The sequence below is a fragment of the Streptomyces sp. NPDC090442 genome (genome assembly GCF_044769405.1).
Taxonomy (GTDB): domain Bacteria; phylum Actinomycetota; class Actinomycetes; order Streptomycetales; family Streptomycetaceae; genus Streptomyces.
The window spans coordinates 23,204-45,045 of sequence record NZ_JBIVXW010000035.1 but is presented as its reverse complement, the minus strand read 5'-3'; the positions used below and the strand labels follow the sequence as shown (position 1 = coordinate 45,045).

The 21,842-nt window shown below is 73.2% G+C and carries 17 protein-coding genes and 3 tRNA genes; 7 read left to right on the top strand and 13 right to left on the bottom strand.

Annotated elements, in window-relative coordinates; all coding sequences use genetic code 11:
* Nucleotides 1–103: 103 nt before the first annotated feature.
* From purL to purS, 3 genes are read right to left on the bottom strand one after another with little or no spacing between them, the layout of a single operon-like run.
* Nucleotides 104–2,356 (bottom strand): phosphoribosylformylglycinamidine synthase subunit PurL, encoded by a 2,253-nt coding sequence (gene purL / locus ACIQU6_RS24300; RefSeq protein WP_403483778.1) that lies wholly within the window; start codon nt 2,354–2,356, stop codon nt 104–106.
* Nucleotides 2,353–3,057 carry a phosphoribosylformylglycinamidine synthase subunit PurQ gene (gene purQ / locus ACIQU6_RS24295; protein ID WP_403483777.1) on the bottom strand — a complete coding sequence of 235 codons (705 nt, stop codon included), beginning with the start codon at nt 3,055–3,057 and terminating at the stop codon, nt 2,353–2,355. Before purQ ends, purL begins: the two co-directional genes overlap by 4 nt.
* Nucleotides 3,054–3,317 (bottom strand): phosphoribosylformylglycinamidine synthase subunit PurS, encoded by a 264-nt coding sequence (purS, locus tag ACIQU6_RS24290; protein WP_403483776.1) that lies wholly within the window; start codon nt 3,315–3,317, stop codon nt 3,054–3,056. The genes purQ and purS overlap by 4 nt, the downstream gene beginning before the upstream one ends.
* A 300-nt stretch (nt 3,318–3,617) precedes the next feature.
* Here purS and ACIQU6_RS24285 point away from each other — a divergent pair, with 300 nt between their 5' ends.
* From ACIQU6_RS24285 to ACIQU6_RS24270, 4 genes are all read left to right on the top strand, one after another.
* Nucleotides 3,618–3,938 (top strand): Lsr2 family protein, encoded by a 321-nt coding sequence (locus ACIQU6_RS24285; protein ID WP_274919159.1) that lies wholly within the window; start codon nt 3,618–3,620, stop codon nt 3,936–3,938.
* Nucleotides 3,939–4,057: 119 nt separating this feature from the next.
* Nucleotides 4,058–4,129, top strand: a tRNA-Gly gene (locus tag ACIQU6_RS24280).
* A 73-nt stretch (nt 4,130–4,202) separates the two neighbouring features.
* A tRNA-Gly gene (locus ACIQU6_RS24275) sits at nt 4,203–4,275 on the top strand.
* Nucleotides 4,276–4,760: 485 nt separating this feature from the next.
* Nucleotides 4,761–4,833, top strand: a tRNA-Gly gene (locus ACIQU6_RS24270).
* A gap of 50 nt (nt 4,834–4,883) precedes the next feature.
* On the opposite strand, the gene ACIQU6_RS24265 is transcribed toward ACIQU6_RS24270, so the two are convergent.
* Together ACIQU6_RS24265 and ACIQU6_RS24260 are read right to left on the bottom strand one after the other, a co-directional pair.
* Nucleotides 4,884–5,783 carry a phosphoribosylaminoimidazolesuccinocarboxamide synthase gene (locus tag ACIQU6_RS24265; protein WP_403483775.1) on the bottom strand — a complete coding sequence of 300 codons (900 nt, stop codon included), beginning with the start codon at nt 5,781–5,783 and terminating at the stop codon, nt 4,884–4,886.
* Between the two features lie 109 nt (nt 5,784–5,892).
* Nucleotides 5,893–7,128 (bottom strand): MFS transporter, encoded by a 1,236-nt coding sequence (locus ACIQU6_RS24260; RefSeq protein WP_403483774.1) that lies wholly within the window; start codon nt 7,126–7,128, stop codon nt 5,893–5,895.
* 101 nt (nt 7,129–7,229) lie between these two features.
* Here ACIQU6_RS24260 and ACIQU6_RS24255 point away from each other — a divergent pair, with 101 nt between their 5' ends.
* On the top strand, nt 7,230–8,138 hold the full coding sequence (locus tag ACIQU6_RS24255; protein WP_403483773.1) for a LysR substrate-binding domain-containing protein: 909 nt from the start codon (nt 7,230–7,232) through the stop codon (nt 8,136–8,138).
* A gap of 17 nt (nt 8,139–8,155) precedes the next feature.
* On the opposite strand, the gene ACIQU6_RS24250 is transcribed toward ACIQU6_RS24255, so the two are convergent.
* From ACIQU6_RS24250 to purD, 3 genes are all read right to left on the bottom strand, one after another.
* Nucleotides 8,156–9,637 (bottom strand): N,N-dimethylformamidase beta subunit family domain-containing protein, encoded by a 1,482-nt coding sequence (locus ACIQU6_RS24250; protein WP_403483772.1) that lies wholly within the window; start codon nt 9,635–9,637, stop codon nt 8,156–8,158.
* Nucleotides 9,638–9,810: 173 nt separating this feature from the next.
* Nucleotides 9,811–11,637 carry a hypothetical protein gene (locus ACIQU6_RS24245; protein WP_403483771.1) on the bottom strand — a complete coding sequence of 609 codons (1,827 nt, stop codon included), beginning with the start codon at nt 11,635–11,637 and terminating at the stop codon, nt 9,811–9,813.
* A 485-nt stretch (nt 11,638–12,122) separates the two neighbouring features.
* Complete coding sequence (purD, locus tag ACIQU6_RS24240; RefSeq protein ID WP_403483770.1) at nt 12,123–13,379, bottom strand: phosphoribosylamine--glycine ligase; 1,257 nt, start codon at nt 13,377–13,379, stop codon at nt 12,123–12,125.
* A 294-nt stretch (nt 13,380–13,673) separates the two neighbouring features.
* On the opposite strand from purD, the gene ACIQU6_RS24235 reads away from it, so the two are divergent.
* The gene (locus ACIQU6_RS24235) at nt 13,674–14,483 is read left to right on the top strand and encodes an SLATT domain-containing protein (protein ID WP_403483769.1); all 810 of its coding nucleotides are present in this window, start codon (nt 13,674–13,676) and stop codon (nt 14,481–14,483) included.
* A gap of 61 nt (nt 14,484–14,544) precedes the next feature.
* On the opposite strand, the gene ACIQU6_RS24230 is transcribed toward ACIQU6_RS24235, so the two are convergent.
* The 4 genes from ACIQU6_RS24230 to ACIQU6_RS24215 form a co-directional block, all read right to left on the bottom strand.
* The gene (locus ACIQU6_RS24230; RefSeq protein WP_403483768.1) at nt 14,545–15,195 is read right to left on the bottom strand and encodes a hypothetical protein; all 651 of its coding nucleotides are present in this window, start codon (nt 15,193–15,195) and stop codon (nt 14,545–14,547) included.
* A gap of 96 nt (nt 15,196–15,291) precedes the next feature.
* Nucleotides 15,292–15,969 carry a GntR family transcriptional regulator gene (locus ACIQU6_RS24225; protein ID WP_403483767.1) on the bottom strand — a complete coding sequence of 226 codons (678 nt, stop codon included), beginning with the start codon at nt 15,967–15,969 and terminating at the stop codon, nt 15,292–15,294.
* Nucleotides 15,970–16,120: 151 nt separating this feature from the next.
* Nucleotides 16,121–17,479, bottom strand: a complete 1,359-nt coding sequence (locus tag ACIQU6_RS24220) for an aspartate aminotransferase family protein (protein ID WP_403483766.1) — start codon at nt 17,477–17,479, stop codon at nt 16,121–16,123.
* A 237-nt stretch (nt 17,480–17,716) separates the two neighbouring features.
* Nucleotides 17,717–18,517 (bottom strand): polyphosphate polymerase domain-containing protein, encoded by an 801-nt coding sequence (locus tag ACIQU6_RS24215; RefSeq protein ID WP_403483765.1) that lies wholly within the window; start codon nt 18,515–18,517, stop codon nt 17,717–17,719.
* Nucleotides 18,518–18,902: 385 nt separating this feature from the next.
* On the opposite strand from ACIQU6_RS24215, the gene ACIQU6_RS24210 reads away from it, so the two are divergent.
* Entirely contained in the window at nt 18,903–20,426 is a 1,524-nt protein-coding gene (locus tag ACIQU6_RS24210; protein ID WP_403483764.1) for a serine/threonine-protein kinase, read from the top strand.
* 95 nt (nt 20,427–20,521) lie between these two features.
* Here the strand turns inward: ACIQU6_RS24210 and ACIQU6_RS24205 are convergent, their stop codons facing one another.
* The gene (locus ACIQU6_RS24205; RefSeq protein WP_403483763.1) at nt 20,522–21,808 is read right to left on the bottom strand and encodes an adenylosuccinate synthase; all 1,287 of its coding nucleotides are present in this window, start codon (nt 21,806–21,808) and stop codon (nt 20,522–20,524) included.
* Between the last annotated feature and the right edge of the window lie 34 nt (nt 21,809–21,842).

The following is a 21,842-nucleotide window of genomic DNA, read 5'->3' as shown; positions in this document are numbered from 1 at the left end:
CACAAGGCCCGCACACACGCGGAACGGCCCGCCAGGCACTCCTGGCGGGCCGTTCCGGCACGAAAGGTCAACGGGGCGCGCACACCGCCCCGTTGGGCGGGACCTAGGCGACGATCCCCGGGAGGGTCGCCTCGTGGGCCGACCGCAGCTCGGTCAGCGGGATGGCGAACTGCCCCTGGACCGCGAGCTCTTCACCGTCCACCACGCCGATCCGGGTGGCCGGCAGCCCCCGCGCGCCGCACATGTCGGTGAAGCGGAGCTCCTCGCTGCGCGGCACCGCGACGACCGCCCGGCCCGCCGACTCCGAGAAGAGGAAGACGAACGGGTCCAGGTCGTCCGGCACGACCAGCCGGGCGCCCCTGCCGCCGCGCAGGCACGACTCCGCCAGCGCCTGGACCAGGCCGCCGTCGGAGAGGTCGTGCGCGGCGTCGACCATGCCGTCGCGGGACGCGGAGATCAGGATCTCCGCCAGCAGTCGCTCGCGCTCCAGGTCGACCTGCGGCGGCAGCCCGCCGAGGTGCTCGTGGATCACCTGCGACCAGGCCGAACCACCCAACTCGGCGCGGGTGTCGCCGAGCAGGTAGACCAACTGGCCCTCCTCCGCGAAGCCGACCGGGGTGCGGCGGGTGACGTCGTCGATGACGCCGAGCACCGCGACCACCGGGGTCGGGTGGATCGCCACCTCGCCCGTCTGGTTGTAGAGCGAGACGTTGCCGCCCGTGACCGGGGTGCCCAGCACCTGGCAGGCGTCGGCGAGCCCGCGGGTGGCCTCGGCGAACTGCCACATCACCGCCGGGTCCTCGGGCGAGCCGAAGTTCAGGCAGTCGGAGACCGCGAGCGGCTTGGCGCCGGTGGCGGCGACGTTGCGGTACGCCTCGGCGAGCGCCAACTGCGCGCCCGCGTACGGGTCCAGCTTGGCGTAACGGCCGTTGCCGTCGGTGGCCAGCGCGACGCCGAGGTTGGTCTCCTCGTCGATCCGGACCATGCCGGAGTCCTCGGGCTGCGCCAGCACCGTGTTGCCCTGCACGAAGCGGTCGTACTGGTCGGTGATCCACGCCTTGGACGCCTGGTTGGGCGAGCCGACCAGCTTCAGCACCTGGGCGCGCAGCTCGTCGCCGCCCGCCGGGCGGGGCAGCTTCCCCGCGTCGTCGGCCTGGAGGGCGTCCTGCCACTTTGGGCGGGCGTACGGGCGGTGGTAGGTCGGACCCTCGTGGGCGACCGAGCGCGGCGGGACGTCGACGATCTGCTCGCCGTGCCAGAAGATCTCCAGCCGCTCGCCGTCCGTCACCTCACCGATGACGGTGGCGATGACGTCCCACTTCTCGCAGATCGCGAGGAAGCGCTCGACCTTGTCCGGCTCGACGATCGCGCACATCCGCTCCTGCGACTCGCTCATGAGGATCTCCTCGGGCGAGAGCGAGGAGTCGCGCAGCGGAACGGTGTCCAGCTCGACCCGCATACCGCCGGAACCGGCGCTGGCCAACTCGCTGGTGGCGCAGGACAGTCCGGCGCCGCCGAGGTCCTGGATGCCGGCGACCAGCTTCTCCCGGAAGATCTCCAGGGTGCACTCGATGAGCAGCTTCTCCTGGAACGGGTCGCCGACCTGGACCGAGGGGCGCTTGGCCGGCTTGCCCTCGGAGTCGAAGGTCTCCGACGCCAGCACCGAGACGCCGCCGATGCCGTCGCCACCGGTGCGGGCGCCGTAGAGGATGACCTTGTTGCCGGACCCGGACGCCTTCGCCAGGTGGATGTCCTCGTGCTTCATCACGCCGACGCAGAGCGCGTTGACCAGCGGGTTGCCCTGGTAGCAGGGGTCGAAGACGACCTCGCCGCCGATGTTGGGCAGCCCCAGGCAGTTGCCGTAGCCGCCGATGCCGGCGACGACGCCGGGGAGCACCCGCTTGGTGTCGGGATGGTCGGCGGCGCCGAACCGCAGCGGGTCCATGACGGCGACCGGGCGGGCGCCCATCGCGAGGATGTCGCGGACGATGCCGCCGACGCCGGTGGCCGCGCCCTGGTAGGGCTCGATGTACGAGGGGTGGTTGTGCGACTCGACCTTGAAGGTGACCGCGTAGCCCTGGCCGACGTCCACCACGCCGGCGTTCTCGCCGATGCCGACGAGCATCGCGTCGTTCTCGGGGGCCTTCTCGCCGAACTGCTTCAGGTGGACCTTGCTGCTCTTGTAGGAGCAGTGCTCGGACCACATCACCGAGTACATGGCCAGTTCGGCGCCGGTCGGCCGCCGGCCGAGGATCTCCCGGATCCGCGCGTACTCGTCTTCCTTGAGGCCGAGTTCGGCCCAGGGCTGGTCGGCGTCGGGGGTCGTCGCCGCGTGCTTGACGGTGTCGAGGCTCATGCGTTGACCAGCTTCTTCAGGATCGAGGTGAAGAACCCGAGGCCGTCGGTGCGGCCGGTGCCGATCAGCGGCTCGACGGCGTGTTCGGGGTGCGGCATCAGGCCGACGACGTTGCCCGCCTCATTGGTGATGCCGGCGATGTCGCGGAGCGATCCGTTGGGGTTTCCGTACCCGTCGGCGGCCGGGCCGTCGGTGAGGTAGCGGAAGGCCACCCGGCCCTCGGCCTCCAGCATGTCCAGCGTCCGCTCGTCGGCGACATAACGGCCGTCGATGTTCTTCAGCGGAATGCTGATCTCCTGGCCCCGGTCGTAGTCGGCGGTCCAGGCGGTACCGGCGTTCTCCACCCGCAGCTTCTGGTCGCGGCAGATGAAGTGCAGGTGGTTGTTGCGCAGCATCGCGCCGGGCAGCAAATGCGTCTCGGTGAGGACCTGGAAACCGTTGCAGATGCCCAACACCGGCATGCCGGCCCGGGCTTGTTCGATCACGGTCTCCATCACCGGCGAGAACCGGGAGATCGCCCCCGCCCGCAGGTAGTCCCCGTACGAGAAGCCGCCGGGCAGGACCACGGCGTCGACCTGGTGCAGGTCCTTGTCGCGGTGCCACAGCGGCACCGCCTCCGCCCCGGCCGCTCGGACCGCGCGCTGGGTGTCGCGGTCGTCGAGCGTGCCGGGAAAGGTGACGACTCCGACCCGAGCACTCATGACTCGGCCCGCGCGGCTTCGTCGACCCGGACGGTGAAGTCCTCGATGACGGTGTTGGCGAGGAAGGTCTCGGCCATCTCGTGGATACGGGCGAGGGCGGCCTCGTCGAGGGGGCCCTCCACCTCAAGTTCGAAACGCTTGCCCTGACGGACGTCGGCGATCCCCTCGAAACCCAGGCGTGGCAGTGCGCGCTGCACCGCCTGCCCCTGCGGGTCGAGGATCTCCGGCTTGAGCGTGACGTCGACTACGACGCGTGCCACTGGCACTCCCGGTGGTGTGGTGCGTAAGGCGGTGTCCTCACAGTACCGTGTTCGAAAATCTACGCGCATAGATATGCGGCGTGCCCGATCCCGGGTCGGTTACCGGGAGCGTGCCCGCCAGGAAAAATCTGCGAAAAGAACGGGGGGCCGGATTGCGGCAGGACACGCTGACGAAATTAAATGGGCTTCACAATGCAATGCCCATCGCTGTACAAATGAAAAAGCATTGATCCCAATCAGCCGGATCTGGAGCATCACCCCACGTCAACAAGGGGTCGCTCCATGAAAGGACCGATATCCGTGGCGCAGCGCGTAGTAGTGACGCTCTCCGATGACATCGACGGAGGAGAAGCCGCAGAGACGGTCATCTTCGGTTTGGACGGGAAGTCGTACGAGATCGACCTCAATCCCACCAATGCGAAGAAACTGCGCGGCGCACTCGCCCCGTTCGTGGAGGCCGGCCGCAAGCGGGCCAAGTCCGGCAAGACCTTCCACCGGACCGCGGTGACCGCCGACCCGGCGGCCGTCCGCGCCTGGGCCCGCTCCCACCAGATGGACGTCCCGCCGCGCGGCCGCATCCCCAAGAAGGTCTACGAAGCCTTCAACGCGGCCAACCACTAACCGACTTGCCGACGTCCGCGGGCGCGCACACCGCCGACTTGCACAGCACCCCTACTGATCAGCTAGAGTCTGGAGCACGCCGAGGGGCGAGGCCGAAAGGCCGGGCCCCGAGGAGTCACGCGGGTGTAGCTCAGTAGTAGAGCGCCCCCTTTCCAAGGGGGAGGCGCAGTGTGCAATCCCTGTCACCCGCTCTGACAGTTCAACCGGTCCAAACGATCAGGTAGAGTAGCTGTCGCGCCACCGGTGAAAGCCGAGTGGATGCCTGCGGACGTAGCTCAGTTGGTAGAGCGCAACCTTGCCAAGGTTGAGGTCGCGAGTTCGAGCCTCGTCGTCCGCTCAGAGAAAAGGCCCCGGTCACTTAGACCGGGGCCTTTGTCGTATTCCCGAGCCCCCTAGTCCCCGAGTCGCCAAGTCCCCCACTGCCCAAGTTCCCGAGTTCCCGGGCGAAAAGGCGGGGCGGCTCCGGGATCTTGGCCGGCGTGCGCGACAGGGGCGGCCGGGCAGAGCGCCGCGTGCCTTATCGCGGGAAATCGCGGCACCGGGCGCGGTGTGGCGGTGAACACAGTGCGGGGCGGGCGCCGGGATGGCGGGCGGAAGCCGGGCGGCGGGGCGAACCGGGCCTAATGGCGTGGTGGCGGACGGGAGTTGGGGGCGCGCCCAGGAGCGGGCGGGGGCCGCCTCTGGGGTGCGGGTGGGAGGCGTGCGCGGGGCGGCCGCGGACGGAGGCGGTTCCGGGGCGTGCGTCGGGGGCCCGGAAGTTGGCTATAGTGGGGCTCGCACCGCGCAGCGGCGAACGGAAACGGAAGCCGGCGCACGGAGCATGCGGACGTAGCTCAGTTGGTAGAGCGCAACCTTGCCAAGGTTGAGGTCGCGAGTTCGAGCCTCGTCGTCCGCTCAGAGAAAAGGCCCCGGTCACTTGGACCGGGGCCTTTGTCGTGCGGGGTGTCAGGACCAGGTGTGGCCGGTCAGGCGCTCGTACGCCTCCAGGTACTTGGCGCGGGTGCGGTCGACGACCTCCTGCGGGAGGGCCGGCGGGGGCAGTTCGCCGGTGCGGTCCCAGGCCGCGGCGGGCGAGGTCAGCCAGTCGCGGACGAACTGCTTGTCGAAGGACGGCTGGGCGCGGCCCGGCTGCCACTGGTCGGCCGGCCAGAAGCGCGAGGAGTCGGGCGTGAGGACCTCGTCGGCCAGGGTGAGGCGGCCCTCGTGGAAGCCGAACTCGAACTTGGTGTCGGCGAGGATCAGGCCGCGCTCGCGGGCGATGTCGCGGGCCCGGCCGTAGACCGCGAGGGTCGCCTGGCGGAGCTGGGCGGCGGTCTCGGCGCCGACCTGGCGGGCGACCTCCTCGTAGGAGACGTTCTCGTCGTGGTCGCCGACGGCGGCCTTGGTGGCCGGGGTGAAGATCGGCGCGGGGAGCTCGGAGCCGTCGGTCAGGCCCTCGGGGAGCGTCAGCCCGCAGACCGTGCGGGACTCCCGGTACTCGGCGAGGCCGGAGCCGGTGAGGTAGCCGCGGGCGACGCACTCCACCGGAACCATGGCCAGGGAGCGGCACACCAGGGTGCGGCCGGCCCAGTCGGCGGGGGCGCCCTCGGGGACCTCGGTGGACAGGACCTGGTGCGGGACCAGGTCCGCGAACCGGTCGAACCACCAGAGCGAGAGCCGGGTCAACACCCGGCCCTTGTCGGGGATTTCGGTGGGGAGGACCCAGTCGTAGGCGGAGATGCGGTCGCTGGCGACCATGACCAGGTCGCCGGCGGCGTTCTGGTAGAGGTCGCGCACCTTGCCGGTGTGCAGGTGGGTGAGACCCGGGACCTGCACGGGCTCGGGCTTTTCTACGAATCCGGACACGCTGCCTCCGCGTAGGTTGATCCAGGAGTCCCGGTGATTCTCCCGTATGCGGAGCGGGGGCTCCGCCGCAGGGTCGCCGTCGGGGGAGCGGCGGCCCCGCGGCGGGCGGTCAAGCGGAGGACCGGGCTCCGGGGCGGGCCACGGCGGCGAGGGTGAGCAGCGCCAGGGCGGCGACGGCGGTCAGGATCGTCGCCGTGGAGAACGCGCCGCCGAGCAGGGTGACCGCGTACGGGGTGCAGAAGCCCAGGTAGCAGACGGCCCAGAAGCGGGCGGTGACGCAGGCCAGGTGGTGCGGGGGCGCCAGGGCGCCGACCTCGGTCAGGCCGTAGGCCACGCACAGGCCGTAGCCGGCGCCGATCAGCGCGGCGGCGAGCAGGGCCACCGCGGGCTGGGCGTGTGCCACGGCCAGGGCGCCGGTCAGCAGGCCGCCGGCGGTGACGAGCAGGCCGGCGACGGCGGTGGCGAGGCGGTGCCGGGCGCTCAGCCGGCGGGCGAGCGGGGCGACGAGCAGGCCGGCCCCGGGGGTGACGGCGGTGACGATCCCGGCGTAGACGGTCCCCCAGCCGCGCAGGCCGGCGTCGACCTGCGCGGGCAGGACGGCGAAGGCGATCGCGGGGGCGGCGAACACCCAGGGGGCGACCGGGAGGACGAGGCGGCGGAACGGGGTGCGGTAGGCGGGGGCGGCGCGCTCCCGGGCCGCGGTGGCCGAGGCCTTGGGCGGGACCGTCTCGGGGGCGCGGGCGGCGCTCAGCGCGGCGGCCGCGGACAGGGCCAGGTGCGGGACGTAGGCCAGGACCATCGGGTGCGGGGCCCACTGGGCTATCAGGGAGGCGGCCAGGCCACCGGTGGCGAAGCCCGCGGAGAGGAAGAGGCCGGAGCGGCGGGCGGCGGCGCCGGGGGTGGGGGCGGTGCCGTACGGCGCGGTGGAGAGCTCCTTGATCCAGACGCTGCCGGCGGTGAGCAGGGTGCCGGCGCCGACGCCGGTGAGGAAGCGGCCGGGCCACAGCAGGGCGGGCGCGACCGGGCCGCACATCAGCAGGCAGGTCGCCAGGGCCGAGACGGCCAGCGCGGTGAGGGCGACCCGGCGGCGGCCGTGCCGGTCGGCGAGCGGGCCGCCGAGGAGGAGGGCGGGGATCAGGCCGAGCACGTAGACGGCGAAGAGGGCGGTGGTGGTGGCGGCGGTCAGGCCGAGGTGGTCGCGGTAGGCGCCGAGGAGGGAGGAGTACTGGTTGGCGCTCCACCCGGAGGCCGTCATCAGCCAGCCGGCACGGAGCCAGTGGCGGGGGGCGGGGGCCGCGGTGGCGGCCGGGCCGACCGGGGCCGCCGGGGTGTGTGTCAGAGGCATGAGGGCTGTTGTACGGCGCGGGCGGGCCGGCGCGCCGCCCGCGTTCAGGAAACGTGAACGGCCCGGTGTGAGCGCGGTGGGCCCGGCCTATCGTGGCCGGTATGGATCTGCGCCGGCTCTCTTCGTTCCTGGCGGTGGTCGAGGAACAGCACTTCGGCCGGGCCGCGGCGCGGCTGTTCCTGTCGCCGGCGGCGGTGACCCAGCACGTGCAGCAGTTGGAGCGGGAGTTCGGGACCCGGCTGTTGGAGCGCGGCCGGGGCCCGGTGGTCCCGACGGTCGCCGGGCAGCGACTGGTCTCGCACGCCCGGACGCTGCTGGCCGCCGCGAACGCCGCGGTGGAGGACATGACCGAGGCCGTCCGGGACCGGCCGGCGGCGGAACGCGGGTTGCGGGTCGGGGTGATGGGCCACGGGTCGGCGGAGGTGACGCCGGCCGCGGTGAACGCCTTCCGCCGGGCCCGGCCCGATGTCCCGGTGTCGTTGGTGCAGTTGAACTTCACCGAGCACTGCTCCGCGCTGCGCGAGGACCGGGTGGACGTGGCGTTCGTCCGGCCGCTGGTGCGGGCCGAGGGCATCGAGGTGGACGTGCTGACGACCGAGCAGCGGATCGTGGCGGTCTCCGCCCGGTCGCCGCTGGCGGACGCGGCGCGCGAGGGGGTGCGGATCGCGGACGTCCTCGACCTGCCGTTCCTGCGGCTGCCGACGCGCACGCCGAGGCCGTTCGTCGACTACCTCTACTTCCAGGAGGGCGAACGGCGGGCGCCGGACTGCGCGTTGAACCCGCACGACGTGCTGACGAGCGTGGCGGCGGGGCGTGGTGCGGGGTCCGGACTGAAGTCCTTCGCCCGGTACTACCCCTGGCCGGGGACGGTGTTCGTGCCGGTGCTGGACGCGCCGAGCGCGCAGAGCGTGCTGGCGACGCGGGTCGGTGACCCCAATCCGGAGGTGCGGATCTTCCGGGCGCTGACGGTGGCACTGGCACGGGAGTTGGGGGAGTACGCGGCCCGTTAGCGCGGCGGCCGGCCGCTTCAGTCGCGCTTGCAGATGCGGTCGAGGAGGTTGGCCGTGGCGCGCTGGACGCGCTGGTCGATGTGGCCGGGGCGGTCGAGCGCGGGCGACCAGGCGAAGGTGCCGGAGGAGAAGACCAGGGCGCCGCTGGGCGCGCGGTACAGGGAGGTCTCCTGGTGGCGGCGGACGCCCTCGCCGTCGCGGTACGGGGAGTGCGCGAGCAGGATGCGGCGGGTGTGCTCGGGGAGACTGGTGCGCGGGAAGTAGCGGTCGGCCTCGCCGGCGACCAGACCGGCGAGCTCGTCGCCCTCGTGGGCGCCGGTGGCCTCCCACAGCCAGTGCTCGGCGTTGCGGACCACCAGGGGGACGGGCTCGGGGACCCGGCCGGCGTACTGGATGCCCATCAACCGCTGTTCCGGATTGCCCAGTTCGCGCCAGAGGGCGGGGCGGCCGGGGCCCTGGCGCTTGCGGCAGTTGAGCAGGGAGTCCGGGCCGGCCGGCGACGGGGCGAGCTCCACCTGCCAGTACAGGGTGTTGGCGGAGAGGAAGACCAGGGAGGTGCCGGCGTCCCGGGCGGCCTCGACGGTGCGGCGCATCGGGACCGACCAGTACTCGTCGTGGCCGGGGAAGACCAGGCCGCGGTAGCGGGTGGGGTCGACGCGGCCGGCGTGCAGGTCGCGGGCGTCGGCGTAGGCGAGGTCGTAGCCGTAGCGCTCGGCCCAGCGGATGAAGTCGTAGGCGTGGCCGACGTGGAGGGGGAGACCGGCGCCGGCGTAGGGGCGGTCGAAGGAGACGGTGGTGGCGGCGTCCCGCTCGCCGAGGAGGGCGCCCTTCTCGTCCCAGGCGTGGTAGAGGCTGGCGCCGGTCCGACCGTCCTCGGGGTAGAGGTTGTACGCCTGCCACGTGATGTCGGGGAGCAGCAGCAACAGGTCGGCGGGCTCGGCGTCGCGGACGGTGAAGGGGACGTGCGAGCGGTAGCGGCCGTCGACGGTGGTCAACACGGCGACGTAGGCGCCCAGTTGCCAGTACGTGGGGACCTGGAGGCGCCAGGAGAGCCACCAGTGGTGGCAGGAGACGGTGCGGTCGACGAGCAGCGGGGCCGGCTGGACGATGCCGGCGAGACGGGGACTGGTGGTGATCTTGGCGGCGCCGGCGCCGGCGTAGTGGCCGATGCGGTAGACGTCGATACTGAAGGGTTGCGGCGGATCCACCGAGACCCGGAAGTCGATGGCGTCGCCGGGGGCCACCGCGCCGGGGACGGCGAAGCCCTTGATCTGGCGGTGGACGTCGTCGGCGGTGCGGGGGCCGTTGTGTTTTCGCGGTGCGGGCACCCGTAGGTCGCCGCGGGCGACGGCCGGGTCGACGTACCAGGGGATGATGCGGCCCGAGTCGAAGTAGGTCTCGCTGCCGCGGAGCCAGGGCAACGGCCCCTGTCCGAACGGGTCCGTGACCGCGTGGGCGAGGGCACCCGACTCCCAGCGCCTGATCTGTTCCGTCGCCACCCTGTACTCCCCTCCCGCGTCTCCCACGGCCGCGGCCCACCGGGCCTACCCACCCCCCAGCACATCACATTACGCACTCACTTCGTCACCCTTCGTCGTGAATTTAGGTGCCCTTGCCCCGAAGCGCGAACTGGAAGGGAACATTCAGCCGGTGCGGCGGCGCCGCACCGGGCTCAGCCCAGCCGGACCGGCTTCTCCGGGCGGACGCCGACGCGGTGCAGCCAGCCGCGGAGCGGTTCGGCGTCGCCCTCGTCGACCAGGCTGAGGACCGGGCGGCCCAGGTCGGCGCGGCGGGCGCCGTCCACCAGGAGGGCCGGGCCGTCGAGCCAGTCCAGACCGGGGGCGGCGCCGGCGGTGTCCACGGCGGCGCAGCAGACCATGGCGGTGACGTGATCGGCGAGCAACTCGCGGCCGGTGCGCGGCGGTTGGAGGGGGAAGAGCGGGAGGGCACCGTCGCTCGTGCCGTCGCTCCAGGAGGCGCCGGGCGGCGGGGCGCCGTGGGCGGCCTGGCGGTCGGCCTTCTCGCGCTCCTCGCGGGCGACCTCGGCGCCCAGCCGGGCGGCGAGCAGATCGCCGGCGCGGGTGTCGCGGGCCAGGCGGTCGATGACCCGGGCCAGGGTCGGGCCGGGGGCGGCGCCGGCCCGCTCGGGGTCGAGGGCGGGCGACAGTCCCCCGGGGTGGTGCGCGGCGGGCGTACGGGCGCGGGCCCCGGCGTAGGTGAGGCGCGGGGCCGGGGTGGGCCGGGGGGCGGCGTCGGGGGCGTCCGCGGGGACGGCGGGGCGGTCCGGCGTACGGGACGGCTCCGGGTGGTCGGGATCCGGGCCGGCGGCCGGGAGTTCGTCGAGGACCCGGTGCAGGCGGGCGGCCTCCAGGCGCCACTTGCGGTCCACGATCTCCTGCGGGTACTGCTGCCAGCCGACCGGCGACCAGTCCGGGCCGGGCTCGGGCGGGCCGCCGTGGAAGAGCCGGGCGGCCAGCAGGGAGGCGGCCCGGTCGATGGTGCCGGGCTCCTCCAGGAGGTCGCACGCGGGCCGCTCGCCGAGCCGGGAGGCGAAGCCCTCGGCCAGGCGGTCGCGGCGGGAGAGCTCGGTGAGCGCGGAGACCACGCCGGCGTCCAGGCGGGAGGGCCAACGTCCCATCCGCCAGGCGGGCAGCGCGACCCGGGTCAGCAGCCGGTCCCAGCCGGCGTACGCCAGGCCGACCTGCTCCTGGGCGACCAGTCGCAGGCCGTAGTCGACGCTCTGGGCGCGCTCGGAGGCGGCGGCCGCGACCCCGCGCTCCATGAGCGTGGCGTGCTCGCGGGCGGCGCGCAGCAGCAGCCGGGCCACCCGGCCGACGAAGCGGAACGGGAGGGCGCACAGCGGACCGCGGGCGCGGCCGGCGACCGCGACGGCCGCGTCCAGGCCGCGGATGAAGCGGCGGGCGGCGGCTATGTCCGGGTGCGCCGACGGGCCGGTGCCGGCGACGACGGGGGCCAGCAGGGCGCGCAGCTCGGCGACCCGCATCCACCACAGGAACGGCGAGCCGATCACCAGGACCGGGGCCTCGGGCAGCCGGCGGCCGCCCCGCCGGGCCGGGCGCGGCGGGCCGTGGGCGCGGTGGGTGCGGTCCTCCAGCCAACTGTCGCAGTCCGGGGTGAGGGCTATCGACGAGGGGGCGGGGACGTCGAGGCGGTCGGCGAGGTCGCGGACCAGGCGGTAGAGGTCGGGGGCGGCCTCCTCGGCGATCGGCACCGAGGGGCTGAGCGCGGGCCGGGCGCGGGCGATGACTGCGGAGACGAAGGCCGTCAGCAGCAGGCTCAGCGCCGTGAGACCGCCGGCGGTCCAACGGGCGACGGCCCAGCCGCCCTCGGTGCCGAGCCGGCCGGTGGCGCCGCCGACGAGGAGCACCACGGCAACGGCGGCCGGCAGCAGGGCGAGGGCCAGCGCCGCACCGCGGACGCGGAGCACCGCGAGGGCGCGGGCACGCGCCACCAGGACGCCTGTTTCCGGACTTGCCACGAGCCTGTACACCCCCAGCGGTCCTAGTGGACGGGACGGACGACGGTCGTGCGATGTGCGGGCGAGCGAGCGACCCACTCCCCCACTGTGGCACCGGCCACTGACATCGCAATGCCGGTGGGCCAGTTGCCGGACGCCGTCGGGGCAACGCCCGGTGCACGCACCGTTCCCCGCGCTCGCGCGTCCACACGAGAAAGGGAGGCCCCGATGACCGGAGCGGCCGACCCCGCACCCCCCGTTGTCGGCACGACGACCACAGGAGGCTTGCGCGGCACCCTAGTTGGGGCTGCGGAGTTCGTCAGCCAGATACCCACGCGGTCACTCGATGGAATGGCTTTGGGTAAAGCCGCGGGCCCGAGAACGGCGTTTCTGGGCCGCTTCCCCGCGGACGGCACGGTCCTGCAACGCACCGAGGCATATGTCAGAGAAATGACATATGCCTCGGTTGCCGTGCAGGCGGGGAAGTGGTCGCCGCCCGCGGTGCGTTACGCCCCCGTCGCCGCCTTCGCGGCGATGTCGGTGCGGTGGTGCGAGCCGTCCAACGAGATCCTGTCGACGGCGCGGTAGGCGCGTTCCCGGGCGGTGGTCAGGTCGGCGCCGGTGGCCGTGACGGACAGCACCCGGCCGCCGGCACTCAGTACCGCGCCGGAGGCGTCGCGCGCGGTGCCGGCGTGCAGCACGTAGGCGTCGGGGGCGTCCTGCTCGGCGACCTCGGCCAGGCCCTCGATCGGGTCGCCGGTGCGCGGGGCGCCCGGGTAGTTGTGGGAGGCGATGACGACGGTGACCGCCGCTCCGTCGCTCCAGCGCAGCGGCGGGAGGGCGGCCAGTGTGCCGGTGGCGGCGGCGTGCAGCAGGCCGGCCAACGGGGTCTTCAGACGGGCCAGTACGACCTGGGTCTCCGGGTCGCCGAACCGCGCGTTGAACTCGATCACGCGGACCCCGCGGGAGGTGATCGCCAGGCCGGCGTAGAGCAGCCCGGAGAACGGGGTGCCGCGGCGCCGCAGTTCGTCGACGGTGGGCTGGAGGACGGTCCGCAGCACCTCGTCGACCAGCTTGGGGTCGGCCCACGGCAGCGGGCTGTAGGCGCCCATGCCACCGGTGTTGGGGCCCTGGTCGTCGTCGTGGGCGCGCTTGAAGTCCTGGGCCGGCTGGAGCGGGACGACGGTCTCGCCGTCGGTCACCGCGAAGAGCGAGACCTCGGGGCCGTCGAGGAACTCCTCGATGACGACGCGGTCGCAGGTGCCCGCGTGCGCGCGGGCCTCCTCGACGTCGTCGGTGACCACCACGCCCTTGCCGGCCGCCAGCCCGTCGTCCTTGACGACGTAGGGAGCGCCGAAGGCGTCCAGCGCGGTGTCGATCTCGTCGGGGGTGGTGCAGACGTAGCTGCGGGCGGTGGGCACGCCCGCGGCGGCCATCACGTCCTTGGCGAACGCCTTGGAGCCCTCCAACCGGGCGGCCTGTGCCGAGGGGCCGAAGGCCGGGATGCCGCGCGCCCGGACCGCGTCCGCGACGCCGGCCACCAACGGGGCCTCGGGGCCGACGACGACGAGGTCGGCCTCCAGGTCGGCGGCGAGGTCGGCCACCGCCCGGCCGTCGAGGGCGTCGACCCCGTGCAGTTCGGCCACCCCGGCGATGCCGGCGTTGCCGGGGGCGCAGTGCAGCGCGGTGACGTCGGGGTCGAGGGACAGAGAGCGGCACAGGGCGTGTTCGCGGGCGCCGCCGCCGATGACGAGGACCTTCACGGTGTGCAGCCTAGACGAATGCACCAACCGGCCGACCGCCGGGCGTGCCCCGATCGCACAAGGGCGGGCCCCGGCCGGAAATCACCGGCTCCACCGGCGTCCACCCGCACGGCGAGAACTCTTTCGAGTGAGATCCGCGAGCGTCCTATACCGGATCCCGCACCACTTCCGGGCGGAAACCGGGTGATCTTGGGACAGAGCCCAACCGTTCGGCGGTAGGAAGGGGGACGATGCGCGGCCCTCCCGTAGGCCGTGCGCGCACCGCACGGATCCGCGTACGAGGGAGAGCCACGGGTGAGTCAGCCGGAGATGCAGCCCGAGGGGCCCCCTCGGGGCGAGGGCGGGCCCGACCGGGGCCGCGGGCGGTCCCCGGACCGCGACCGGAACGAGGGCCGGCCGCAGCGCCGCCCCGCCGGGCTGCGCGGCCGCGGCGACCTCGTGGGGCGGGCGTTCCCGCACGGCGACTGGGGCGAGCCGGACAACCGGCTGGACGCGCTGTACCTCTGGAGCGAGGAGGGCGCGCTGCGCACCGCCGACTGGTACCTGCGCGACCGGCTGGCCAAGCGCCGGGGGGCGCGGGTGCTGCGGGTGGGGGCCGCGGCCGGGGTGACCGCGGGCGGGGCGCTGCCGCTGCTCGACCTCGCCGGGGTCTGGGAACACGGGGCGCCGTGGGGCGCGCTGACGCTGCTGCTGGCGGCGGTGTGCGTGGGCTGCGACCGGTACTTCGGGGTGACCGCGGGCTGGATGCGGGACCTGGCCACCGCGCAGGCGATCCACCGGCGGGTGGAGGCGCTGCAGTTCGACTGGGCGGCCGAGAGCGTGCGGGAGGTGCTCGGCCCCACGGAGGGCACCGCGAGCGAGGCGGCGGAGCGCTGCCTGAGCGTGCTGCGGCGGTTCAACGAGGACATCGGGGAGCTGGTGCGCGCGGAGACGGCGGACTGGATGGTGGAGTTCCGGTCCGGCCCGGTGCCGCAGGCCACGCACGCGGTGCTGCCGTGGGCGGCGCCGCGGCAGGACGGCCACGGGCACCTGGGGCGCTACCCGTTGCCGCCCGGTACGCGGCCGAACATGCCGCGGCAGCGGCCGCCGGAGGCCCCCCGCTGAGCGCGGACCGGCCGGGAGCCCCGCGGGGCCTTCGACGGCGCTCCCCGCTGGTCCGGCCCGCTCAGCTGAAGACGATCATGGAGCCCTGGCCGAGGCTGCGGGTGGCGGCCGCGTGCAGCCCGAGCCAGACGTGCCGTTCCCGGGCGAACGGGCCGTCGTCCAGGGGGACCGCGGTGGCCCGCTCCTCCAGGGAGGTGGGGCCGGCCGGCGGCGCGGGCGCGGCCGGCGGGTTGGCCGGATCGATACCCAGGGCCGGGGCGACCAGTTCGAGGTCCCGCAGCAGACCGTGGGAGGAGCCCAACGGGCCGCCGCCGGCGAGGAGTTCCTCGGTGGCCAGCGGGTGCGGGAAGTCCACCGGGACGTACGCGCCCGCGTGGTCGTAGTGCCAGACCAGGTGGGACTGTTGCGCGGTGGCCTCGAACATCTCCAGCAACTGCTCGTAGTCGCCGCCGAGTTCGTCGACCGGGGTCACCTCCAGGCCGCACAGCCGCAACAGGTAGGCGCGGCGCAGGAAGTGCAGCGCGTCGTAGTCGAAGCCGGCGACCGGCGCCACGTCACCGGAGAGGCCCGGCATGTAGCTGAAGACCGGGATCTCGGGCAGGCCCGCGCCCACCAGGGCGTCGTTGTAGGCGGCGATCTCTTCGGAGAAGGGGTTGTCGGGGCTGTGGCACAGCACATCGACGAGGGGTACCAGCCACAGGTCACATGCCACGGGTAGGGGCTCGCTTCCGGTCGGGGACGAGGGGCACCGGCGCTCGTAGAGCCACGGGTACGGCCCATGACGGCCGATGGTCGGGACAGCGTAGTGCTACCCGGGCGTTCCGACGAGAGCGAGGGAGTGCGCGTTGTAGTCGGCGATCAGCCGCTGGGCGGCGGGCAGGTCGTGCCGCAGCAGGGCGTCGGCCAGTTCGCCGTGGCCGTGCCACAGCAGCCCCTTGAGGTGCGGCTCCCGGCGCAGCAGCGGCACCGCGAACATCCAGGTCTGGACGCGGATCCGGTCCAGAAAGTCGCTGATGTAGGGGTTCTTGACGACGCTGCTCAACTCGCGCCAGAACCGCAGGTCGTAGCCGATGAGGACGTCCAGGTCGCCGGCCCGGGCGGCGCGTTCGGCCTCCTCGGCACGGCGGCGGATGGAGATCAGCACCTCCTCGGGGGTGGTCCGCAGCGCCCGTTCGGCGTTGCTGCGGAAGATCCCCTCGATGAGAAGGGTGCGGGCCTCGACCATGGCGCGGAAGTCGTCGGCGGTGAAGGCGTGCACCTTGAAGCCGCGGTGCTGCTCGACGTCGAGCAGCCCCTGGGCGCACAGGTCGAGCAGCGCCTCGCGCACCGGCGTCGCCGAGACGCCGTACTGGTCGGCGATCTCCTTGACGGTGAAGGGGTGGCCGGACGACAGCCGGCCCGCCAGGATCTCGTCGCGCAGCGCGTCGGCGATCTGCTCGCGCAGCGTGCTGCGCCGTATCACTGAGCTGTCCGGGCCCGGGGCCATGCGGTGCGTCTCCTTCGACGTCCATGACCGCAGGTCCCAGCGGCCGTCGCCCACGATAGGCGAGGCGGCGGGAGGGGTTTCACGAAAAGCCGCGCGGCCCGGGGGCCCCCGCCGCGCGGGGCGGGAGCCACCGGGCCGCGTTCTACGGCGGTCAGGCCGTGTGCGCGTCCGCGGCCGCCAGGGCCTCGTCGAGGGCGGCCAGGCCCTCCTTGGCCTCGGCCTCGGTGATGGTGCACGGCGGGACGACGTGGGTGCGGTTCATGTTCACGAACGGCCACAGGCCGCCGCGCTTGCAGGCGGCGGCGAACGCGGCCATCGGGGCGTTGTCGGCACCGGCCGCGTTGTACGGCACCAGCGGCTCGCGGGTCTGCTTGTTCCGCACCAGGTCGAGCGCCCAGAAGACGCCCATGCCGCGGACCTCGCCGACCGACGGGTGCCGCTCGGCCATCTCGCGCAGCGCCGGGCCGATGACCTGCTCGCCGATCTCCGCGGCGTGTTCCACGATCCGCTCCTCGGCCATCGCGTTGAGCGTGGCGACGGCGGAGGCGCAGGCCAGCGGGTGGCCGGAGTAGGTCAGGCCGCCGGGGTAGGGGCGCTGCTCGAAGGTGGCGGCGATCTCGGCGTTGATCGCCACGCCGCCGAGCGGGACGTAGCCGGAGTTGACGCCCTTGGCGAAGGTCAGCAGGTCGGGGGTGACGCCGAAGTGGTCGGCGGCGAACCAGCGGCCGGTGCGGCCGAAGCCGGCCATCACCTCGTCGAGGATGAAGACGATGCCGTGGCGGTCGCAGATCTCGCGGACGCCGGCGAGGTAGCCGGGCGGCGGGACCATGATGCCGGCGGTGCCGGGCACGGTCTCCAGGATGATCGCGGCGATCGTCTGGGGGCCCTCGAAGGCGAGGGTCTGTTCCAGGTGGGCCAGGGCACGCTCGCACTCCTGGGCCTCGTTCTCGGCGTGGAACGGCGAGCGGTAGAGGAACGGGCCCCAGAAGTGGACGACGCCGGCCGCACCGGTGTCGGAGGGCCAACGGCGCGGGTCGCCGGTGAGGTTGATCGCGGCGGCGGTGGCGCCGTGGTACGAGCGGTACGTGGAGAGCACCTTGGGGCGGCCGGTGTGCAGCCGGGCCATCCGGACGGCGTTCTCCACCGCCTCGGCGCCGCCGTTGGTGAAGAAGATCTTGTCCAGGTCGCCGGGGGTGCGCTCGGCGACCAGCCGGGCGGCCTCGGAGCGGACGTCCACCGCGAAGCCGGGGGCGAGGGTGCACAGCTTGCCGGCCTGCTCCTGGATCGCCGCGACGACCTTGGGGTGCTGGTGGCCGATGTTGGTGTTGACGAGCTGGGAGGAGAAGTCGAGGTAGCGGTTGCCGTCGTAGTCCCAGAAGTACGCGCCCTCGGCGCCGGCGACCGGGAGCGGATCGATCAGGCCCTGGGCGGACCAGGAGTGGAAGACGTGCGCGCGGTCGGCCGCCTTCACTGCGGCGCCGGTTGCGGGATCGGGGTGCGGCGTGGTCACGGTCAGTACCTCGGATCGGGTCGCTCGGTTCCGCCGCCGGACAGAGCGGCGAACGGCCCCAGCCTAGGGATCACCGTCCGTCTGCCGATACCGACACTGTGTATGGCGCTCACCACGAGCGCGGACAGAATGTCTACGGTCCTGGAGGAAACTCCAGGGATGCCCGGGGGTGGGGTGCTTGCCCCCGGGCACCGTCAAGAGCCGCGGCGCTCAGGGCATGCCGCCCCGCGCACCGCTTCAGGCCGCCGCGGCGGTGGGGAACGCGGTCCGCACCGGGCCGCGCCAGTGGTTGGCGTAGAGGTGCGGGCGGAGCGCCGACAGCCCGCCGCAGTACTTGGTGAAGTCGGCGGCCGGGACGCCGTACCCGGCCAGCAGCCGGTCGGCCTCGGTGAGTCGGCCGCAGGTCTTGGTCTCGACGACGACCAGGCCGCCGTCGGCCCGTACGGTGCGGCCGGTCTCCAGGTCGCGGCAGACGAGGGCGGCGTCGCAGGTGACCCGTTGGCCGTCGGCGACGAAGGTGGCCCGCTGGTAGTCGGTCTCGATGGAGCGGCCCAGTTCGGTGGGGGCCTGGATGCCGTAGGAGCGGTCGAGCACGGTGGCGAGGAAGTCGCGCGGGGCCGGGCCGAGCGCCGGGTCGCCGGGCATCAGCGGCCGCCGGTGCTTGACCGTCCGGCCGTGCTCCTCCTTGAGCTTGACCTCGAACTGCCGCTCCCCGGTGTCCGCGTAGAGCCGCTCGCGGATCTTGAAGCGGAGCACGTTGCGCTGCCGGTGGTCGTGGAAGGAACGCAGGTCGGGGGTGTCGTAGTAGACGGACTGGTAGCGGAACCAGCGGCGGCCGTTGATGCACAGCGCCGCGAACGGGCCACCGGGGCGGGCGCGGTCGGTGAGTTCGGCCGCGAAGGCGGCGAAGACCTCGACCGGGACGAGGTAGGTGGTGCTGTAACGGGCGAGGAGTTCGGCGCGGGCCTGGACCTCGGCCAGGGGGACGGGGCGGGCGGCCATGGTGGCGCGCGCGATGGCTCGTACGGCGGGTATCACACGGTCTCCTTGGGATTGGGGGACGGGGGATCGTGCGGGTCCTGTCGTCGCTCTCTGCGGTTTTTCTCCTTTCTTTACGATCGATAACCCCGGAAAGTTCCGCGCCGCGGAATCGGCCATCCACTGTCCAGCTCCCGCCCGGCGCAGCATTTCTGACGCTACGTCACTTCTCTGCTGACGCCGTGCCGCTTCTCCTGCCGTTACGGACGGCGCGCGAACCCCCGTGCCGGGCAGGGGGAAACGACCGGCCTCCTCAACGGGCGCGCTTCTTGGCCGAATACCGCCCCCGCGACCGCCCGCGCGGCCTCGGTATCCTCACCGCGGACGAGCAACGGCCGCTCCCACAGGGCGAAACGGGGAGAGCCGGACAAAGGGGCGGCGAATCATGGAACAGTCGGGGCGGACGGGGCAGCAGCGACGGGCGGGACGGGCCGGGGGGCTGACACCGCTCGGCGCGCACGACCCCCAGCAGATCGGCGACTACCGCCTGCTCGGCCGGCTCGGCGAGGGCGGCATGGGGCGGGTCTTCCTGGCCCGTTCGGACCGCGGCCGGACCGTCGCGGTCAAACTGGTGCGCACGGAACTGGCCCACCAGGAGGAGTTCCGGGACCGCTTCCGCCGCGAGGTGCGGGCCGCCCGGACCGTGGGCGGCCAGTGGACCGCGCCCGTCCTGGACGCGGACACCGAGGCCGAGACCCCCTGGGTGGCCACCGGGTACATCGCCGGCCCCTCCCTCCAACAGGTCGTCGCCCGCTGCGGCCCGCTCCCGGAGCGCACGGTGCGGATCCTGGCCGCCGGACTGGCCCGCGCGCTGCGCTCCATCCACGCCGCCGGCATCATCCACCGCGACCTCAAGCCGTCCAACGTCCTGCTGACCATCGACGGCCCCCGGGTCATCGACTTCGGCATCGCGCGGGCCCTGGAGGGCGTCACCACGAGCGTGGCCACGCAGACCGGCTCGGCCGTCGGCTCCCCCGGCTTCATGGCGCCCGAGCAGGTCCGCGGCACGCCGCTCACCCCGGCCTGCGACGTCTTCTGCCTCGGCTCCGTCCTGGTCTACGCGGCCACCGGGCACCAGCCGTTCGGCTCCGCGACGACCCTGCCGCACGCGATGATGTACCGCATCGCCGAGGAGGAGCCGGACCTGACCGCGCTCCCCGAGGGACTGCGCCCGCTGGTCGTGGACTGCCTGGCCAAGGACCCCGCCGGGCGCCCGACGCCCGAGGAACTGGTGACGCGGGCGGAGGGCGCCCCGGACACCACCGGGGCGGACGACGAACCGTGGCTCCCGGGGACGCTGGTGGCCCATCTGGGGCGGCACGCCGTGGAGTTGCTGGAGGCGGAGGATCCGCGGGACGGCGCGGAGCCGACCGCCGTCCCGGGGACGGCCGACGCCCCGCCGGCCACCGTGGCACCCTCGCCCCGCCCGGCCCCGGCGCACCGCCGCACCCGCCGGACGCTGCTGGCCGCGGCCGCGCTGGTGCTGGCCGGTGCGGGCGCCGCCACCGGGTACGCGCTGCTGGGCGGCTCGGACGGCAGCGCCGCCGCCACCGAGAAGTCCGCCCCGGCGGCGAACGGCGCGATCCCGGCCGCGTATCTGGGCATCTGGTCGACGACGGTCGGCGACTCCAACCTGGACGTCCGCCGCTTCACCCTCGTCCAGGGCAAGCCGGGCGAGGTCGTGCTGCGGATGGAGGCCACCGGCCCCACCTACGAGTGCCGCTTCACGGCCGCCCTGAAGAGCGCCGGCCCGCCGGTCCGCCTCGGCCCGTCCAAGGTGGTCTCCGGCACCCCCGACACCTGCCGCCCCGGCACCGGCTCCACCCTGGAGCTGATGGCCGGCCAACTGCGGCGCACCTTCGACGACGCGGGCGGCAAGGCGCCGTTGCTGTACACGAAGACGGGGTGACGGCGGGAGGCGCGCCGCCTCCCGCCGTCACCCCGGACAGCGGTTGTCCCCGAGGGGACCGGCCGGCCGTCACAGACCGGCCGCCGCGAAGTGCCTTACGACAGGAACGAGTTGATCTCGATCGTCTCGTCCCGGCCCGGGCCGACGCCGATCGCGGAGATCGGGGCGCCCGACATCTCCTCCAGCGCCTTGACGTACGCCTGGGCGTTCTTCGGCAGCTCGGCGAAGGTCTTGGCCTTGGTGATGTCCTCGGACCAGCCCGGCAGCATCTCGTAGACCGGCTTCGCGTGGTGGAAGTCGGTCTGGCTGTAGGGCAGTTCCTCGACCCGCTTGCCGTCGATCTCGTAGGCCACGCAGACCGGGATCTGCTCCCAGCCGGTGAGGACGTCGAGCTTGGTGAGGAAGAAGTCCGTCAGGCCGTTGACCCGGGTCGCGTAGCGGGCGATCACCGCGTCGAACCAGCCGCAGCGGCGGTCCCGGCCGGTGGTGACGCCGCGCTCGCCACCGATGGTGCGCAGCGCCTCGCCGTCCTTGTCGAACAGCTCCGTCGGGAACGGCCCGGCGCCCACGCGGGTGGTGTACGCCTTGAGGATGCCGATGACCCGGCTGATCTTCGTCGGGCCGACGCCGGCGCCGGTGCAGGCGCCGCCGGCGGTCGGGTTCGAGGAGGTGACGAAGGGGTACGTGCCGTGGTCGATGTCGAGCAGGGTGCCCTGCCCGCCCTCGAAGAGCACGACCTTGTCGTCGTCCAGGGCCTTGTTGAGGATCAGGGTGGTGTCGGCGACGTAGCCCTTGATCTTGTCGGCGTAGCCCAGCAGCTCCTCGACGACCTGACCGGCCTCGATGGCACGGCGGTTGTAGAGCTTGGTCAGCAGCTGGTTCTTGACGTCGAGGGCCGCCTCGACCTTCTGGGTCAGGATCGACTCGTCGTAGAGGTCCTGGACCCGGATGCCGGTGCGGTTGATCTTGTCGGCGTAGGTCGGGCCGATGCCGCGGCCGGTGGTGCCGATCTTCCGCTTGCCGAGGAAGCGTTCGGTCACCTTGTCGACGGTGATGTTGTACGGCGTGATCAGGTGCGCGTTACCGCTGAGCAGCAGCTTGGACGTGTCGACGCCGCGCTCGTTGAGTCCGCTCAGCTCGGAGAGCAGGACCGCCGGGTCGACGACGACACCGTTGCCGATGACCGGGGTGCACCCCGGCGAGAGGATTCCGGAAGGGAGGAGGTGCAGTGCGTACTTCTGGTCGCCGACGACGACCGTGTGGCCGGCGTTGTTGCCGCCCTGGTAGCGCACCACATAGTCCACGGACCCACCGAGCAGATCGGTGGCCTTTCCCTTGCCTTCATCACCCCACTGAGCACCGAGCAGCACAAGTGCGGGCACAGGCGTACACCCCTTCCGGGCGGGGCATGTCCAA

Bases quoted from the DNA above. Each gene is read 5' to 3' on its own strand.
- purL (WP_403483778.1), bottom strand. From the start codon at position 2,356: ATGAGCCTCGACACCGTCAAGCACGCGGCGACGACCCCCGACGCCGAC.
- purQ (WP_403483777.1), bottom strand. From the start codon at position 3,057: ATGAGTGCTCGGGTCGGAGTCGTCACCTTTCCCGGCACGCTCGACGAC.
- ACIQU6_RS24260 (WP_403483774.1), bottom strand. From the start codon at position 7,128: ATGCCTCTGACACACACCCCGGCGGCCCCGGTCGGCCCGGCCGCCACC.
- ACIQU6_RS24255 (WP_403483773.1), top strand. From the start codon at position 7,230: ATGGATCTGCGCCGGCTCTCTTCGTTCCTGGCGGTGGTCGAGGAACAG.
- ACIQU6_RS24225 (WP_403483767.1), bottom strand. From the start codon at position 15,969: ATGGCCCCGGGCCCGGACAGCTCAGTGATACGGCGCAGCACGCTGCGC.
- ACIQU6_RS24210 (WP_403483764.1), top strand. From the start codon at position 18,903: ATGGAACAGTCGGGGCGGACGGGGCAGCAGCGACGGGCGGGACGGGCC.